The organism is Lysinibacillus sp. RS11, assembly GCF_042019215.1.
In the GTDB taxonomy this organism is placed as follows: Bacteria; Bacillota; Bacilli; order Bacillales_A; family Planococcaceae; genus Lysinibacillus; species Lysinibacillus xylanilyticus_A.
In genome coordinates this window covers 1,116,836-1,134,500 of the sequence record NZ_CP168124.1, presented here as the reverse complement: position 1 = coordinate 1,134,500, position 17,665 = coordinate 1,116,836, and the positions used below count along the sequence as shown (strand labels likewise).

The 17,665-nt window shown below is 38.9% G+C and carries 18 protein-coding genes; 2 read left to right on the top strand and 16 right to left on the bottom strand.

Going from position 1 to position 17,665, the window contains the following annotated elements; genetic code table 11:
• Window positions 1-247 precede the first annotated feature (247 nt).
• From acpP to recG, 6 genes are all read right to left on the bottom strand, one after another.
• Window positions 248-484, bottom strand: coding sequence for an acyl carrier protein (gene acpP / locus AB9L17_RS05510; protein ID WP_068983180.1), 237 nt, complete (start codon window positions 482-484; stop codon window positions 248-250).
• A gap of 58 nt (window positions 485-542) precedes the next feature.
• Window positions 543-1,289, bottom strand: coding sequence for a 3-oxoacyl-[acyl-carrier-protein] reductase (gene fabG / locus AB9L17_RS05505; RefSeq protein ID WP_068983181.1), 747 nt, complete (start codon window positions 1,287-1,289; stop codon window positions 543-545).
• The gene (gene fabD, locus AB9L17_RS05500) at window positions 1,282-2,235 is read right to left on the bottom strand and encodes an ACP S-malonyltransferase (protein WP_068983182.1); all 954 of its coding nucleotides are present in this window, start codon (window positions 2,233-2,235) and stop codon (window positions 1,282-1,284) included. Before fabD ends, fabG begins: the two co-directional genes overlap by 8 nt.
• A 136-nt stretch (window positions 2,236-2,371) precedes the next feature.
• On the bottom strand, window positions 2,372-3,364 hold the full coding sequence (plsX, locus tag AB9L17_RS05495; RefSeq protein WP_375200177.1) for a phosphate acyltransferase PlsX: 993 nt from the start codon (window positions 3,362-3,364) through the stop codon (window positions 2,372-2,374).
• A complete protein-coding gene (gene fapR / locus AB9L17_RS05490; RefSeq protein WP_068983497.1) occupies window positions 3,361-3,939 on the bottom strand; it encodes a transcription factor FapR in 579 nt (192 codons plus the stop codon). The genes plsX and fapR overlap by 4 nt, the downstream gene beginning before the upstream one ends.
• Window positions 3,940-4,066: 127 nt before the next feature.
• The gene (gene recG / locus AB9L17_RS05485) at window positions 4,067-6,112 is read right to left on the bottom strand and encodes an ATP-dependent DNA helicase RecG (protein WP_375200176.1); all 2,046 of its coding nucleotides are present in this window, start codon (window positions 6,110-6,112) and stop codon (window positions 4,067-4,069) included.
• Window positions 6,113-6,550: 438 nt separating this feature from the next.
• On the opposite strand from recG, the gene AB9L17_RS05480 reads away from it, so the two are divergent.
• Window positions 6,551-6,826: a transporter gene (locus tag AB9L17_RS05480; protein WP_223552597.1), complete on the top strand. Its 276-nt coding sequence runs from the start codon at window positions 6,551-6,553 to the stop codon at window positions 6,824-6,826.
• 153 nt (window positions 6,827-6,979) lie between these two features.
• On the opposite strand, the gene sdaAA is transcribed toward AB9L17_RS05480, so the two are convergent.
• From sdaAA to AB9L17_RS05430, 10 genes are all read right to left on the bottom strand, one after another.
• Window positions 6,980-7,891, bottom strand: coding sequence for an L-serine ammonia-lyase, iron-sulfur-dependent, subunit alpha (gene sdaAA / locus AB9L17_RS05475; protein WP_375200175.1), 912 nt, complete (start codon window positions 7,889-7,891; stop codon window positions 6,980-6,982).
• Between the two features lie 14 nt (window positions 7,892-7,905).
• Window positions 7,906-8,571, bottom strand: a complete 666-nt coding sequence (gene sdaAB, locus AB9L17_RS05470) for an L-serine ammonia-lyase, iron-sulfur-dependent subunit beta (protein WP_068983186.1) — start codon at window positions 8,569-8,571, stop codon at window positions 7,906-7,908.
• 351 nt (window positions 8,572-8,922) lie between these two features.
• Complete coding sequence (locus AB9L17_RS05465) at window positions 8,923-10,572, bottom strand: DAK2 domain-containing protein (protein WP_068983187.1); 1,650 nt, start codon at window positions 10,570-10,572, stop codon at window positions 8,923-8,925.
• Between the two features lie 18 nt (window positions 10,573-10,590).
• The gene (locus AB9L17_RS05460; RefSeq protein ID WP_053594173.1) at window positions 10,591-10,953 is read right to left on the bottom strand and encodes an Asp23/Gls24 family envelope stress response protein; all 363 of its coding nucleotides are present in this window, start codon (window positions 10,951-10,953) and stop codon (window positions 10,591-10,593) included.
• 342 nt (window positions 10,954-11,295) lie between these two features.
• Window positions 11,296-11,424 carry a GGDEF domain-containing protein gene (locus tag AB9L17_RS05455; RefSeq protein WP_263297314.1) on the bottom strand — a complete coding sequence of 43 codons (129 nt, stop codon included), beginning with the start codon at window positions 11,422-11,424 and terminating at the stop codon, window positions 11,296-11,298.
• A gap of 41 nt (window positions 11,425-11,465) precedes the next feature.
• Complete coding sequence (locus AB9L17_RS05450) at window positions 11,466-11,762, bottom strand: hypothetical protein (RefSeq protein WP_375200174.1); 297 nt, start codon at window positions 11,760-11,762, stop codon at window positions 11,466-11,468.
• Window positions 11,763-11,859: 97 nt separating this feature from the next.
• On the bottom strand, window positions 11,860-13,464 hold the full coding sequence (locus tag AB9L17_RS05445) for a M20/M25/M40 family metallo-hydrolase (RefSeq protein WP_375200173.1): 1,605 nt from the start codon (window positions 13,462-13,464) through the stop codon (window positions 11,860-11,862).
• A 46-nt stretch (window positions 13,465-13,510) separates the two neighbouring features.
• Window positions 13,511-14,944, bottom strand: coding sequence for an amino acid permease (locus AB9L17_RS05440; RefSeq protein WP_223552589.1), 1,434 nt, complete (start codon window positions 14,942-14,944; stop codon window positions 13,511-13,513).
• Between the two features lie 92 nt (window positions 14,945-15,036).
• Window positions 15,037-15,798 (bottom strand): dimethylarginine dimethylaminohydrolase family protein, encoded by a 762-nt coding sequence (locus AB9L17_RS05435; protein ID WP_223552587.1) that lies wholly within the window; start codon window positions 15,796-15,798, stop codon window positions 15,037-15,039.
• Window positions 15,799-15,829: 31 nt separating this feature from the next.
• A complete protein-coding gene (locus AB9L17_RS05430; RefSeq protein WP_375200172.1) occupies window positions 15,830-16,702 on the bottom strand; it encodes a dimethylarginine dimethylaminohydrolase family protein in 873 nt (290 codons plus the stop codon).
• A 221-nt stretch (window positions 16,703-16,923) separates the two neighbouring features.
• On the opposite strand from AB9L17_RS05430, the gene AB9L17_RS05425 reads away from it, so the two are divergent.
• Window positions 16,924-17,664, top strand: coding sequence for an IclR family transcriptional regulator (locus AB9L17_RS05425; RefSeq protein WP_068983193.1), 741 nt, complete (start codon window positions 16,924-16,926; stop codon window positions 17,662-17,664).
• Window position 17,665 lies beyond the last annotated feature (1 nt).

Genomic DNA, 17,665 nt, shown 5'->3' with positions numbered 1-17,665 from the left:
ATCTTCTACTGAATAAAGATAAAAAAAGGGACGTCACAGTTCGAAAAACGAACCGTTTCGTACCCTTTTTAATACACCTTAGTATAGTATCTGCTCTTCACATTTAAGCAAAAAACAGGAGTAATCTCTGCCATAGGCTTTAACTTTATTCAACTAATTCATAAACACTTATTGTATAAAAACTATGACTGCGTTCATGTCAACACTGATAGCGGTGATAAATTTATGCTGAATAAAGTAAACGAAATTAGTTTATTTTACTTTCGATGTATGAAATTGCAGAACCAACTGTTGAGATTTTTTCAGCATCTTCATCAGAAATTTCCATATCGAATTCGTCTTCAAGCTCCATTACAAGCTCAACTACGTCTAATGAGTCAGCACCTAAATCATCACGGAAAGAAGCTTCTAGAGTAACTTCACTTTCTTCAACACCTAAACGGTCCACGATTACTTTTGTTACGCGTTCTAATACTGTAGTCAAAACATTCACCTCCCCTCAAATGATTATACAAAAAATTATTATTTATGACTAATTGAAATTACATCACCATGCCGCCATCTATATGTAGCGTCTGCCCCGTCATATAGTTTGCATCATCTGAAGCTAGGAATACTACTGCCTTTGCGATATCCTCTGGCTGCCCAAGTTTAGCAAGAGGAATTTGAGTAAGCATTCCTTGCTTTATATCATCTGGTAGTTGATCCGTCATTTCTGTTTCAATAAAGCCTGGTGCAATCGCATTTACTAAAATATTGCGTGATGCCAATTCTTTTGCAGTCGTTTTAGTTAATCCAATAACACCTGCTTTGGCAGCTACATAGTTTGCTTGCCCCGCATTACCAGCTACACCGACAATCGATGAAATGTTGATGATACGACCTGCACGTTGCTTCATCATTTGACGTGTTACTGCTTTTGTACAAAGGAAAACACCTTTAAGGTTTGTATCTAACACATCATCCCACTCATCTTCTTTCATACGCATTAACAAGTTATCACGAGTAATACCAGCATTATTTACTAAAATATCAAGTGAACCGAATGTTTTCACAGCTGCATCCATTAATGCTGTAACTTCCTCTGTTTTTGAAACACTCCCTTGTACAGCAATAGCCTCGCCGCCATTTTCTTGAATCATCGCGACAACTTCTTCTGCCTTTGCCTGAGAGCCACTGTAGTTAACAACAACTTTAGCACCCTCATCAGCAAGCTTTAATGCAATAGCGCGTCCTATTCCACGCGAAGCACCAGTTACAACAGCTACTTTCCCCTCTAATTTACGCATTAATTGTCCACTCCTTCGCCGCTTCTAGCACAGCCTCTAATGATGCTTCATCATAAACACAATAAGTCGCAACAGATCGGTCGATTTTTTTCACTAATCCACTTAACACTTTGCCTGGTCCACACTCAATAAAGACATCCACACCTTGTGCAATCATTTCACGCACAGATGCTTCCCATTGCACTGCGCTATACACTTGTTCTACTAACTCATGTTGAATAGCAGGAACATCCTCTAATTCTTTTGCCATAACGTTGCCGATCACAGGAATTCGTGGTGCTGACAATGATATTTCAGCTAATGCTCCACTTAATTTTTCAGATGAAGGACGCATTAGCTCTGAATGGAATGGTCCACTAACAACTAAAGGAATTGCTCGTTTGGCGCCCGCTTCCTTTGCAGCTAACGAAGCCTTTTCGACCCCTTCCTTTGTACCAGAGATAACGATTTGTCCTGGACAGTTTACATTCGCTACCTGAACCGCATCACCTGCTACAGAAATTTGTTCAGTTACTTCATGGAGTGCCTCGAGTTCCATCCCTAAAATGGCTGCCATTGCGCCTTGCCCTGCTGGTACAGCTTCATTCATATAAAGTCCACGCTTATGAACGACAGAAACAGCATCCTCAAACGTTAGCACACCTGCGATTACTAATGCACCATATTCTCCAAGTGAATGTCCAGCTGCATAGTTTGGCTTAATTCCTGCTGCAAGTAATTTTTCTGCAACCATCACACCAGTAGTTAAAAGTGCTGGCTGTGCATGGTATGTCAATGTTAGCTCCTCAGCTGGTCCCGTTAACATAAGCTTAGATAACTCAAAGCCAAGTGATTGATTTGCACGATCATAAAATGCTTTACTTTCTGCAGCATTCTCAACAAACTCTTGCCCCATTCCAACTACTTGAGAACCTTGTCCTGGAAAAACAAATGCTATTTTCGTCATTTTGTATTAATCCCCTTTTTAATCAATTTTACCTCGGCATAATTGCGTCCAGAATCGGCTTTGTGCCTGCACAAAGAACTCCTTTACGATTCCGTGACATCCGCCGGAGGCTTCTACTTCTTTCAGCTGAAAGAAGTTAATTAAATTCTAAGTGGCGTACTGTATCTGTAATCGTCGAGATGACTGTATGCTCTACCATCGTATTTGCTTGGCGAATCGCACTGTAAATTGCTTTTGCATTGGATGAACCATGCGCTTTAATTACAGGTGCTTGTAAACCAAACAAACCTGCACCACCATACTCTGTGTAATCCATTTTATTTTTTAAGTCACGTAAATTATTTTTCATAAGGGCTGCCGATATTTTTGTTTTTGTTGAAGACATAAACGCTTCTTTAAGCATTGAAAATAACGCGCCAGCCGTACCTTCAATCGATTTCAGCACCATATTACCTGTAAAACCATCTGTTACAACAACGTCCGCTACCCCTTCAAATAAATCTCGAGCTTCTACGTTGCCGATAAAGTTCAAGTCCGCTTCTTTTAATAGCTCGAAAGCAGCCTTTGTTAATTCATTCCCTTTTTTATCCTCAGTACCGATATTTAACAAGCCGATACGTGGCTTTTGTAAGCCGCCTACCTTTTTCGCATAAATATCGCCCATAATCGCATATTGCAATAAATGCTCAGGGCGCGCATCTGCATTTGCCCCTAAATCGAGCATTAAAAAGCCCTTACCGTCCAACGTCGGTAATGTAGTGGCTAAAGCTGGTCTAGCAATCCCTTCAATACGCCCTACTTTAAATAGACCGCCTGCCATTAAAGCACCCGTATTACCAGCAGAAAGACAAGCATCTGCCTTTCCTTCTTCAACCGCATCCATCATTCGCGCCATCGATGAATCCTTTTTCCGACGAACAGCGCGTGCTGGATCATCTGTTCCTTCCACAACTTCCTCACAATGTACTATTGTCAATCGATCATGTATTTTTAATAATGGCTCAAGCTTTTCCCGCTGACCATATAATTGTATTTCTAAATTCGGAATTTGCTCTAATGCTAATAAAGCACCTTCAATAACTGATTTTGGTGCGTTGTCGCCACCCATTCCATCAAGCGCTAATTTCATTGTTGTTCACCTTTACCTTTCGTGCGGTACATATCAAATTCACCAACAAAAACTGTTTCACCGTTAACAGTAGATGTTAACTCTACTTTTGTACGATGATTTTCGTCATCACGTCCAACAACGATTGCTTTTGTAATAACACGATCTCCAGCTCTAACAGGTTTCACAAAGGTAATGTTTGAATGTACTGTTAAAGCTAGTTCATCGTCAATTACCGCTACCGCTAATGAGTTTGCCTGTGCAAATAAATGATGTCCACGTGCGATGCCATTGCGCTGAAAAACATGCTCTTCTTTTACGTCAAAAATAGATAATGCACGATTATCCAATTCAATATCAACAATTTCACCAATTACTTCATCTATCGGAAGTGATTTCACTTCGTTTTCATATGTTTTCGAAGCAACATCTTTAATTCGTTCTCGTAATTCAGGAATTGCTAACTCCATACGATCTAAACGGATTGTTTGGACACTAACCTGAAACTGCGTTGCTAGCTGTTCATCTGTGACGAATGGATTTTCAGCTATCGTTTCAGATAATAGTCGTTGTCGCTCTTTTTTCGTTTGTCTCAACATCATTCGCCACCTTTTTAGTTGTTATTAGCACTTGGTACTAATATCAGTATATAGAGTATAAAAAAAGAATGCAAGACTTGTTTTCAAAACAAGTGCTTACATTCCAATCGGGTATCAAATTCAGTTAATCAAAGCGTTCTCCCTGTAGAACACCCGACTCTTCAAGCATACTACGTAAATATTTATACTCATCATCATGCCAAAATGCATCTGTCTCAAGCATAGTCGTAGCATCTTTTCTTGCTGTCTCCAGTATTCGATAATCATGTACTAAATCCGCTACTTTAAAATCAGGCAAACCACTTTGTTTACGCCCGAAGAAATCACCTGGACCACGTAATTCCAAATCCTTTTCAGCTAGGCGGAAACCATCATTTGTTTCCGTCATTGACTGCATGCGCTCCTTACCTTCATCGGATTTTGGATCAGCAAGCAACACACAGTATGACTGATGTTCACCTCGTCCAACTCGTCCACGTAGCTGATGCAATTGAGCTAAGCCGAAGCGTTCAGCATCATAAACAATCATAAACGTTGCATTCGGTACGTTAACCCCAACCTCAACTACTGTTGTCGATACAAGCACATGAATAGTCCCTTCACTAAACGCTCGCATAACTGCATCTTTTTCATCTGCCGTTAAACGACCATGCATTAATCCAACATTGTATTGTCCGCTAAAATATGTAGCAAGTTGTTCATAGATTTCTACAGCATTTTGTACATCAAGCTTGTCTGATTCCTCGATAAGGGGACAAATAGCATATGCTTGTCTTCCAGCAGCAAGCTCTAATTCTAACTTTGACATAGCTGAGCCTAATTGCTCTTTTTTCATCCAATGTGTTTCAATTTGTTTACGCCCCGCTGGCATTTCATCAATCACGGAAACATCCATTTCTCCAAATGCTGTAATCGCAAGCGTACGCGGAATAGGTGTCGCTGTCATAAAGAGCACATCTGGATTTTCCCCTTTATCACGCAATATTCTACGCTGTTCAACACCAAAACGATGCTGTTCATCCGTTATAACAAAACCAAGCTTATAAAAGATGACTTCAGGCTGAATAAGTGCATGCGTACCAATTATAATATCTATTTCCCCGTTTGCTAGTTCTTCTAAAAGTAACCGACGCTCCTTTACTTTCGTCGATCCTGATAGTAAAGCTACACGTACACCAAATGGCTCAAACCATTCTTTCAAATTTTCAGCATGCTGCTCAGCTAAAATTTCTGTTGGTGCCATTAATGCCCCCTGAAAACCAGCAGTTACAGCTGCATATAAACATATTGCCGCAACAACGGTTTTACCTGATCCTACATCACCTTGAAGTAAGCGGTTCATGCGGTGCGGCTCTTTTAAATCTTTGCAAATTTCATTGACAACACGTTTTTGAGCATCTGTTAATTCATAAGGTAGCGATGCAATAAAAGCCCGTAGTTTTTGCAAATCGAATTGGATAACTGTACCGTGCTCACTATCCTTTCGAATTTTACGTAAAGCTTGAATACGTAGCTGAAAGTTTAGTAACTCTTCATAGGCAAAGCGTCTTCTAGCCTGCTTTGCATGCCCCGCATCAAGTGGGAAATGAATTCCCTCAAGCCCTTCACGCATTGAAACAAGCTTATAGTCTGCTTGAAAACGTTGTGGAACAGCATCCGGTATCTCCGCACCAAACTCATCTAACACTTGTCGCATATATTTACGAAAACGTTTTTGCGGAATCAAACCTTTCAAACTATAAACAGGTTCAAAGTCGACCTGATCTGTTTTCGGGCCAAATGTAACAGACGTTCCATTGATTACCTGTCTGCCTCGGTCCCATTTACCTGTGACGGTAATAATAGCTCCTGGTACCAGCTTCTGCTTTAAATAGCCTTGATTAAAAAAAACAACCTTCACTAAATGTCGACCTGCCAACACTGTCACTTGTAATCGTGATTTATTGCGGCCTAAAAACAATACTGTGGGTTCACGTTCAACTTTACACTCAACGGTGACACGTTCATTATGTGGTGTTTGCGCTAAATCCTTTAAACGAAAATCTTCATGCCGATGAGGGAACGTCCATAATAAATCCGCGATCGTCTCGATGCCTAATGCCTCTAAATGTCCTGCTGTTTCTTTACCGATTCCCTTTAAATCAGTTACGGCACTCGTTAAATCAGTCACCTTGCACGACAGCTCCTCCAAAGATTTTCACCGCAAGTGCTTTATTTGTAGTCATTAGCATATGAGTTTTCCCCTTTCTTTACGATTACTCTCGGCTTTTATAATAATGTTGCTTGTGGTTAGCTATTCCCAACAGTTAATGCTATTCATCTGTATTTCCAATACTATTATATAACTTTTTAATTTCACTAACATAGCAATTCAATTCATCAATAATTGATTGATAGTTATATCTTTAAGTAGGCCAACATAAAGGACATGAACTTTTTCATCTTTAGCAAATAAAGAATCAATCACTTCAATGCCTTCTTAGGTATTTCGAGAAATAGCCAACCTTTAGTTTACATAGCTCTATAATCTTTTGGTTTTTAATAATCCAGTTAAATAAATGCATTTATTTTTTCTCAGCATATAATGTTGAAAAAGGAGTGAAATCACTTGGGCTATTTTCCACCTCAAGGGACAATGAGACCACAATCACCTCCACCAAACTTCAGACCACCAAAACCTTCTGTGTCCTATATCATTGATTGTTTATATCAAAATACCTATGTTTGGCTTAGGAACGGGAGAGAATTTTGGTTTTATCCTACTCGTGTAGAAATGGGCGAAGTATCTGGATATAGATGGAACGGTGCCTACTGGTCGTTCTACGGATTTGATGAAGGATTAATCGATGCCGTTGCCTGTTATCCTACCCCTACACTTTACTAAAATTTATTAGCTGTAATAGGGGCATCGCCAAAAATAGGGGATGACATTTATTCAAACGGATCCCATGTATATAAATTAACGTCATAGATGAGACCCATCTACACTATGTAGAAGCTCACAAAAAAACACGCCCTAGGTGCGTGTTTTTTAATATTATTTTTGCAGTGATTGGATACTTTCTAAATTGCCATTATCAAATATAGCTTTGCTGATAGCTTTGCCTGTTGGTGTTGCAGCTAAGCCGCCACGGGCAGTTTCTTTTAAATTCGGACTCATAGATTGTCCAATTCGATACATCGCACCAATTACTTCATCACACGGGATGCGACTTGTTACACCTGCAAGTGCCATATCCGCTGCCACAAGCGAATTCGCTGCACCCATAGCATTCCTTTTAACGCAAGGAACCTCTACCAATCCAGCTACTGGGTCACACACAAGCCCAAGCATGTTTTTAAGTGTAATCGCAAATGCTTCTGCACATTGCTGTGGAGAACCACCGGCCATCTCTACAATTGCCGACGCTCCCATACCAGCAGCTGAGCCAACCTCTGCTTGACAGCCGCCAGCAGCACCTGAAATCGAAGCATTATTGGCAACAACGAAGCCAAAAGCACCTGATGTGAATAAAAAACGAATCATTTGCTCACGTGTTGGATTTAGCTTGTTTTTCACTGCAAACAGTGTCCCTGGCACTACACCAGCTGAGCCTGCAGTGGGCGTTGCACAAATTGTACCCATTGCCGCATTCACCTCATTAGTTGCAACGGCTTTACTCACTGCGTCTAATAATAAATCCCCTGACAACGAATTTCCTTGCGCAATGTAATTTTGAAGCAATACTGCATCGCCACCTGTTAAACCCGTTACAGATTGCACACCCTTCAAGCCTCTTTCAACAGCTTCCTCCATCACCGTTAAATTACGGTCCATTTGCTGCATAATTTCTTCTCTTGTACGTCCAGTTATTAACATTTCTTGCTCAATCATAATTTCAGAAATTAGTTTACCTTCTTGCTCGGCTCGTTCAACAAGCTCACGAACATTATGAAATAATACGTCCATACTGGGACACCCCCTTAGTTGTTATTAATTTTAGAAACCTTTGTAATATGTGGTATTAAAGAAATTTGTTGTAGTACTTTATCCTCGATGTTTTGATCGACTTCTATCACCATAAGTGCTGTTAAACCACGTTCAATTCGTGAAACCTCCATATGTCCAATGTTGACTGCATGCATTGCTAAGCAATTTGCTACATTGGCAATACAGCCAGCTCGATCATCATGAACTACAAGGATAGCCGGCATGCCTCCTGTTAATCGCAGCTTAAAGCCATTAACCTCACTCACTTCTATTTTACCGCCACCGATAGAAATTCCAACAACAGACATCTCTCCATCATCATCGCCAATCACAAGGCGAGCTGTATTCGGATGCTCTGTGTTAGCTGTTTCTGGGATAAACTCATAATCTAATCCAGCTTTCTCTGCATCGGCAAAAGCTGTTTTAATCCGCTCATCAAATGTATCGTAATTTAATAAGCCTCCTATCAGCGCTACATCTGTTCCATGTCCTTTATACGTTTCAGCAAAGGAACCATATAAGTGGATTTTCGCCCACTTTGGTTGTCTTCCAAATAAATCTCTGGCAACGCGGCCAATTCGTGCTGCACCTGCCGTATGAGAGGAAGAAGGCCCAATCATCACTGGTCCAATAATATCAAATACTGAAGTAAACTTCATACAAACACCCCTCTATTCTATCCATATAAATAAAATCGATTTTTACTATATCATGCTTGATAGTTACTACAAAAGTAAAGCACTTATTTATCAAATTTCAGAAAATTTACACTACAATAATTTACACATTGGAAATATTGTTTAACTTTTGTCTACTCCATATACACAAAAATTTCAAAAGGCTAATATTCCAGTATTTCCAAGTTCGTTGTCCTCCGGGTACATACATCAAATGATTTATTTTTAGCTAATCTCTATCATTTATTATCCTCTAATTTCCTTGTACCATAAACAAAAGCAGTACACGGCGTGTGCACTGCTTTGTCTACTTATGCGCAAAGAAGTATTAAATTATTCTACTGAAATAATATATGGATATAACCCTTGTTTACCATTAAATAACTCTACTTCGACCTCTGGATAATGTTCTTCAATAAATTTCACTAATGCTGAGGCATTTTCTTCCGTTGTGTCCTCACCATAGATGACTGTTACAATTTCTGCATCTTCATCTACTAAATCAGTAATTACCTTCTCAGCAGCATCTTTTAATGCTGGAGTAGATAATACAATTTTCCCTTCCGCAAGAGCCATGAAATCATCCTTATGGATTTCTACACCATCAATAGATGTATCTCGAACTGCATAAGTGACTTGGCCTGTTTTCACATTTGCAAAAGCTTCCGTCATTGTTGCTTGGTTCATTTCTACTGCCGCTTCTGGATTAAACGATAGAATCGCCGCCATACCTTGAGGGATTGTTTTCGTTGGAACTACAGCCGCTTCAATATCTAAAAGCTCCACTGCTTGTTCTGCAGCCATGACGATATTTTTATTATTTGGTAAAATCAACACTTTTTCAGCACCAATTTCTTGTACTGCCTTCACAATATCTTCAGTTGAAGGATTCATTGTTTGACCGCCCTCAATAACATAAGAAGCACCAATGGAACGAAGTAATTCAGCAACTCCCTCGCCCATTGCAATCGTTACAATTGCATACGGATGCTTTTCTACTTTTTTGGCTGGAGAAGGCACTTTATGATCCTCACCAACGATGGCAGAATGCTGTTCACGCATATTGTCGACTTTAATTTTAATAAGACTACCATATTTTTGACCCATAGCTAACACAGCGCCAGGTTGCTCGGAATGAATATGCACTTTTGCAATCTCTTCATCCGAAATAACAAGTAAAGAATCACCTAGAGGGTTTAATTCATTGCGGAATTGTTCTTCGCTAAATGGCTCTTTCCCATTTTCTAAACGTACCATTATTTCTGTACAATAACCAAACTCAATATCAGCAGTATTCATAAAATCTTGAGCTCTATGATGCTCTGCATTGATTAAATCATCTAAAGTTGCTTCATTTTTCTGCGGTAATGGCTCACCTTTTAAAGATGCTAAGAACCCTTCGTACACAAATAGAAGACCCTGACCACCACTATCTACAACACCCACTTCTTTAAGAACAGGTAGAAGCTCAGGTGTACGTTCCAACGAAGCTTGTGCTTCAGCAGTAAATGCTTCCATCACCGTAATGATATCGTTTTCAGTTTCTGCCACTTCCACGCCTTTTTGTGCCGCTTCACGTGCTACCGTTAAAATCGTTCCTTCAACTGGCTTCATTACTGCTTTATAAGCTGTATCAACGCCTGCTTGGAAGGCACCTGCAAAGCCCTTGGCATCGATTGTCTCCTCTTTTTCAATAGCTTTACCAAAGCCACGGAATAACTGCGATAAAATAACCCCAGAATTTCCGCGCGCTCCCATAAGTAAACCTTTTGACAAAGCTTGTGCTGTTTTACCGATATGTTCTGAAGCAGAAAGCTCTGTCTCTTTCGCACCAGATGTCATCGACAAGTTCATATTCGTTCCTGTATCACCGTCCGGTACTGGAAATACATTTAATGAATCAACATAATTTGCATTTTGGAATAGGTGATGGGCACCCATTTGCACCATTTCTGCAAACTTTATTCCGTTTAAAGACTGCATTCGATTTAGTTCCTCCTCTTAATCATTCGCTACACGAACGCCCTGCACAAAGATATTGACAGATTTTACGCTCATACCTAATGTTTTATCCACTGTATATTTCACTTTCGATTGTACTTGATAAGCAACTTCTGAAATTTTCGTCCCGTAACTAACAATAATGTACATATCGATATGTAAATCGTCGTCCTGTTTTCGAATAACAACACCTTTTGCAAAATTTTCTTTACGTAAAATATCAGTTAGACCATCACGAATTTGATGTTTAGATGCCATGCCAACAATACCGTAGCATTCTACAGCAGCGCCACCAGCAATTTGTGCAAGTACATCTGTTGAAATATCAATTTGGCCGAATTCATTGTTTAATTCAATCGACATAGAAATGCCCCCTTGGCTCTTTTTGACTAAACTATATTGTAACACTTTCGTTATACATTAAGCAACCTAGGAGGGGACGAAAACGCACTGTATCAACGTTTTACTGACATTACAGGTTAACACACCACTTCATCGAAATATTCATTTTTGCTATAAAAGTTGTTACGACCTTTTTGTTTTGCTGTGTATAATGCTTGATCGGCTCATTCACAACACGTTTGCAAATGCTCGCCAATCGAGATTTTGGCATGGCACATCCCAATACTGACTGTTACAACATCAGCTATGTTCGAACGCTCGTGAAGAATATTTAAGTTGCAGACTTCCTCTAAAATTTCCTCCTCAACATGCAGCAAATGCATTATACTTTTCTAAAATTTCATCTAACAGAGCTGCTACTTTTGTTAACGCTTCATCACTCTGTAAATGACCATAATAATCATTAAAGAAATCAATATCCACCATCATCATTGTTAGAGACTTTGGTTTACTAAGTTGTTGCCCAATTTGTGTTAATTTATGATTAAAAACGAATGGTTTGTCAACGTGTCACGAAGTGCTTGCTCTGATAGCACATTATTTTTCTCAGCTAATAATGTTGATAATTTCTTGGATTTTGTCATTTCTTCATCTAATAAAATATGCTGTTTCGTAAATTGCCTTTGTACTTTATAAGGGTGACGCTGAATAGTTAGCCCCATTGACATAATAAGGGACATCGGCAAAAACACTTTAATACTTTTACCTGATATCCCATTACTATATAGGCACTTATTAAAATCGGTGGAACTGTTATGAACATAATCCATAAAAAATTTCCGAAAAGGAATGGCAAAAACGGTACAAATTATAAAAAAGCTGATACCATTTAGCATCAGCTTCCTTACTTAAATCCATTTTTATAATCTAAATCAAGCTTTTAATAAGCGTGTCAATCATCACTGGCATTTCCTTAAATGCGCTGTCGACATGTAATCTTTCTGTCTTTTGATGGGCATCCTTTCCAAAAGGTCCAACATTTAATACAGGGCCCTGCAATGCAGACATAGCTTCAAACGGGATGCTATATGTATCTCCCCATACAGGTGTGTTACGTTCGAATGCTGTCCATTCATTTGAGTCATCTGAATAATTGACATAACTCAAATCGCAAATACCATTAAAATAGTGAATTTGCTCTACTTCAATATCAAACGTTTTTGCCGTTTTCTTCATCAACTCTATCGATTGAATGACAAGTGGATGGTTCGACGAATTGATTGCAGGATAGTAAGGTGGTGCATACAACAGCACTGTTGCCGGCGTCAGTTCCTGGCAACGGATCATTAGCTGATCCACGATGCGAATGGATTTCTCTCGATCATCCCATGAATCATTATCAAGAACATGTCGTTTGATCGTATTTACTTCCTCAGTTCCTAATTTAATGATCGCATGCTCTAAAAGCGTTTCATAACGAAGTACTTTTACTTCCCCTACACCCTTTACCTTTTCTCGCTCACAAATTTGCTTATACTGCTCATTACAAGCTGCCATTGCCTCCAATGCAACCTGTTCAAAAATATCCATTACTTCTGATGCTGTGCGCTTTAATAAAAACACATTGTAAAGAGCTGCTGCACGATATGGTGTTTGTGTAGAATACTCCCTTTTCAAATCTTTTAATTGTAAGGATACAGGTAATGGCGTACTTTCACCAAGATCTGATTCACGGAAAACTGGGTTCCACTCCATACGCTGCGTCATATATGAAGCAATAAAGTTTGCTGTCATTCCTTTTAAAGGCTCACCTACATGGGTCTCTTTTCCATAAAATAAGGCAGCAGGCATAATTTTACCGATCGTTCCTGAATAAATATATTCATTCGTATCAGCTGGACCTTGTGAAAAAGAAGGCTCACTATTTAAAAATAGTTTATAAGATAATCCATGCTGTTCACGAAGCCTTACAAGCTCAACAACTGCTGCTCGCATCCCTGCAGAGTTCACTTCTTCATCTGGCACAGCCGTTAAAATGAGATTAATTGGCCACTCTTCAATGCTTGCTTTTTCAATTAATTGCATATGCAAAGCAAGTCCCATTTTCATATCCATCGTTCCACGACCGAATAAATAGTTTCCTGATTCCAAATCAATTCTCGCCGTTTCAGGTAAATCCTTTTTGTATTTAGGTTCCATTAGCTTTTTTGTTAATTCTTCAGGATAGAAGGCAAACGGCTCAAGTTCACCATATTCTTCCGTATGAACAGTATCAAAATGACTAATTAACACAACCGTTTCTGTCGCAGATGGGTGCTTGTACAAGGCAGTCACAGCATTGCGCCCAAGCCCTGCATCATGTAACTCAATCAATTCTGGCCTTTTTTGAAAGTAAGAGAGCGTTTGCAATTTATTTGTTAATTTATAGGCAAATTCATTTTCACCTTGCGTTAATGTCCTACTTTCCCAACTGACAATTTCACATAATAATGCACGCAGTTTTTCAGGTGTATTCCAAAGATAATTAGTCATAATCATTCTCCTTTATCCAATGCCTCAAAATCGAATGCATTTCTTTTCAATGTAAATCAAACGATTCCTCATTTTTCACTTCAATCTCAGAAGAAACTGTTTTTATTTTACTCAATTTTAATTTATAGAAAATCATACAAGCAATGAAGAATCCAATACCGTATAGTAAACCAATTCTTTGTGTTGGATCGAATGCTAAAAAGACAAGAATTAGCATACAAAAACTAATACAGAATATTGGAATCAATGGATAAAATGGCGTTTTAAATTTTAAATCAGCCACATTTCCCCCCGCTTTCACATAGCGATATCGGAACATCAATTGGGAAGCACAAATTCCCATCCATGAAATTGTGACAGAAATCCCTGCAACAGACATGAGTAAAACAAATACTGCATCTGCTTCCATCACGCTCGTTAATAAAGAGAGCAGCGAGAAAAGCATCGTGAAAACGAGTGCATTTAATGGCACTTTATTTTTCGTTAGTCGTCCAAATAATTTCGGAGCCATCCCCTCTTTTGACATCGACCATAATAAACGTGTTGAAGCATATAGACATGAGTTACCTACCGATAAAATCGCAGTTAGAATCACAAAATTCATAATACTAGCAGCATAAGGAACGCCCGCTAAACTCATCAATGTGACAAATGGACTTTCCAGTAGTCCAAGCTCCGATGACGGGAATATGGCAGATAAAACAATAATAGAAGCAATATAGAAAACAATTATTCTAAAAAGAATTGTCCGTATTGCCCGCGGAATATTTTTTTCTGGATTTTCAGTTTCCCCTGCTGCAATACCAACAAGTTCAGACCCTTGATAAGAAAAGATAACATTCATCATTGTGACAAAAATAATCGCAATACCAGCCGGGAATAATCCTGTCGGCGCTAAATTTGTTAGATGTGGCGTAGGGCGATCAGCTAATGGAATCAAACCAAAAATTACAGCGCCCCCAATGATGATAAAGGCTATCACCGCAATTACTTTAATGCTCGCAAACCAAAACTCCGCTTCAGCAAAACCTTTCGTTGTTAACGCGTTTAATGCAAACAAAAGAACCATAAAAACTGCACACCAGATCCAAATAGGTACATTCGGGAACCAATGTTGCATCAATATCCCCGCTGCTGTAAATTCTACCCCCGCTGTAGCAGCTGAACCGACAAAATACATCCACCCTAAAGAAAAGCCTGCTGAAGGACTGATAAATCTTGTTGCATACGTTTGAAAAGAACCCGTTACAGGCATATAAACAGCTAATTCCCCAAGACAATTCATAACCATGTACAATATTAAACCACCAAATAAATAACCAATTAATGCTCCTCCAGGACCTGCCTGATTAATGGTATAGCCAACGTTTAAAAACAAGCCTGTCCCAATAACTCCACCGAGTGATAGCATTAATAAATGACGACTTTTCATTGAACGATTTAATTGATCATCGTGCCGTTGTTCCCCTTTACTCAACATCCATCCCCACTCTCTAGTTACTGTTAATATCTTAACCCTACTAAAGTACCCAACCAATTTATCCTATTTAAATTGGTTGGGTATTTATAAAACTAAAAACGTAATGACAGGCAGCTTAACCCACCATCATGTTTTCTAAATTCAGACATTTCAAGTTCAATTGTTTGATAGCCTAAATCATTTAATTTACGGTTTGTTTCTGGATAGCCTGCTGGAATAATGACATAATCATTTACTTGAATACAGTTTGCTGAATACTCATCCTCTTTTGGAATTATAATTTTTTCGTAAGATTCAAACGCAGGGTGATCGACAAATTCTCCTGCTAGCACCATTCGATTTTCACCAACATAGGCGATACCCGTTTTTAAATGGAAAAATTCTTTTAACGGAATAATCGTTGCCTCATAGCCTTCTTTTTCAACGATTTCTTTAAATTGTCGTGCTCCTTCTTCATTCGTACGATCAGAGATACCGACATAAAATTTCTTTTCTGCCTGCAATACATCTCCACCATCAAGTGTTCCTGGACCTTCGATATAGTACATTTTTTCATAGAACTTTTTAACAGCTGGTTCAATGTCCACAATCTCACGATTACGAGCTTCTGCGCCAGGGTTTGAAATAATGGCAAACTCAGGTGTTAAAACAGCTGTATCTTCTACGAATGTCGAATCCGGGAAAGCTTCGTTCGCTTGAAGCTGTGTAACCTCTACGCCACATTTCTTTAAAGCCTCTACATATTTTCCGTGCTGCTCAAATAATTTCTCTAAAATTGGTTTTCCTAAGTCACTAGTCGTTAAACCGTTTATATAACTATTTCCTGGATTTTTTACGATCACATTTTTAAACATTTACTTCGTCCCCTTTTATTCTTCTATTCTTTTATCCTCTTACTACTGGACAAGTTAGGCATGTAGGTCCACCTGTCCCTTTTACTGTAATTTCATTTCCTTTATATTCATAAACTGTTGCACCTGCATCAAGTAATTGTTGCTTTGTCATTGGATTTCCATTTGGGAGCATACATACTCTAGGCGCAAGTGCTAAGACGTTACAGCCTAGCGCATCATACTCATCCTTCGGTACCTCAACTAATTGAATACCTCGTTCGATCAAAAGCTGACGGAAAAAAACTGGCATTAATCGTGAATGTACAACCGCTAAATCCTTATCCACCATACTAATAAAGGACATTAAGTGTAAACATTCCGCTTCACCTAAATCATGTGATAGCTGGACAACAATGAATTCATCGACAATATCCGCCGTCATATCCTTTAGCTGATGAATTGCTTCATCATTCGTTCGATAGCCTCGACCTACAACAAGTGTACGGCCATCAAGCCAAACGATATCGCCACCATCTGCAACAGCATCTCCTGTCAATTCACCGATTATTGGAATGCCCTTTTCTTGTAAAAATGTTTTATAAACGGCTGCTTCTGACTGTCTTAATTTTTTGCCAGATTTTAAGATCATTGCCCCATTTGGCGTAAATTTAACAGGGTCATGTGCATATAGAGAATCCAACCCTACTTCTTCTGATTCTGGTAGATAATCAATTTTTTCAACATATTTTTCGAGAATACTTGTAAATTCAGCATATTCTCTAAGAGCCTCATTATAGTTAGGTTCTGATAGGTAGTTAAATGTTTTCCATTTATCACTAAGATGCTCTTGGCTCCGGAAAGCATCTTTTGGATGTTTTACTATTACGTGTTTCAAAGGTGCATACATTGATGAACAATAATGCATTCCCTTCACCTCCTTTTTTCCGCGTAGTGGAAAACGTTTCCGTTAAGAGGAAAGTTTATATGAAAAATATATTTGTTTTACGTTACACTGTCAATATATTTAGAAAAATTTTTATATTCACTCAACTTTCGGTGCAGAAAGAGGTTTACTAAACCATAGTGCTATGTTTAAGCTAGACATAGACAAAGTATAAAAATAAGGGAAGGACAGGTGGGACATCAGTGCAATTATTAGAACGTGCTATGACAATTGCTAAAGTTTTAGCTTCGGAAGCAAGTGAAAGCAGCTTGTCCATTTCAGAGCTTGCAGCAAAATGCGATCTGCCACTAAGTACATTACATAGAATTTTAAAAGCGATGATTAAGGAAGGGATGATTGAACAAGACGATCAAACGAAACAATACCGTCTTGGTACAATATGGATGGAACTTGGCCTACAAGTGTATGATACGATGGACTACATTAGTAAAATTAGGCCAGAATTAGAGCGTTTAGCTAGAGAGGTCGAGCAAAGCGTCTATTTAAGTAAGCCTGCCGGTTTAGATACGATCATTATCGAAAGAATAGACAGTGCAGCTAATCCAATTCGTATTTATGATCAGTTAGGAATTCGGATTCCGATGCATATTGGCGCCGCAAATAAGACAATCTTAGCCACAATGCCCGTTTCTCAAGCAAGGGAAATTATTGAACAGCTTCTCCCGCATGAAGAAATCGCTGAATTAGAGGCACAACTTGACCAAATAAGATTACAGGGATTTGCCATTAGTCATGGGGAAAGAACAGCAGGAACATCCTCAATCGCAGTTTCCATTTTAAATGGTTTTAATGAAGTAGTAGGTGCTGTAAGTATAGGTTTTGTTAGCTTTAACGTTTCAACAGATCATATTAACACCCTTACGGAGCGTTTAGTGGAAACTGGTAAACGTGTTTCTATGAAGCTTGGCTATCGAGAGAAATAAT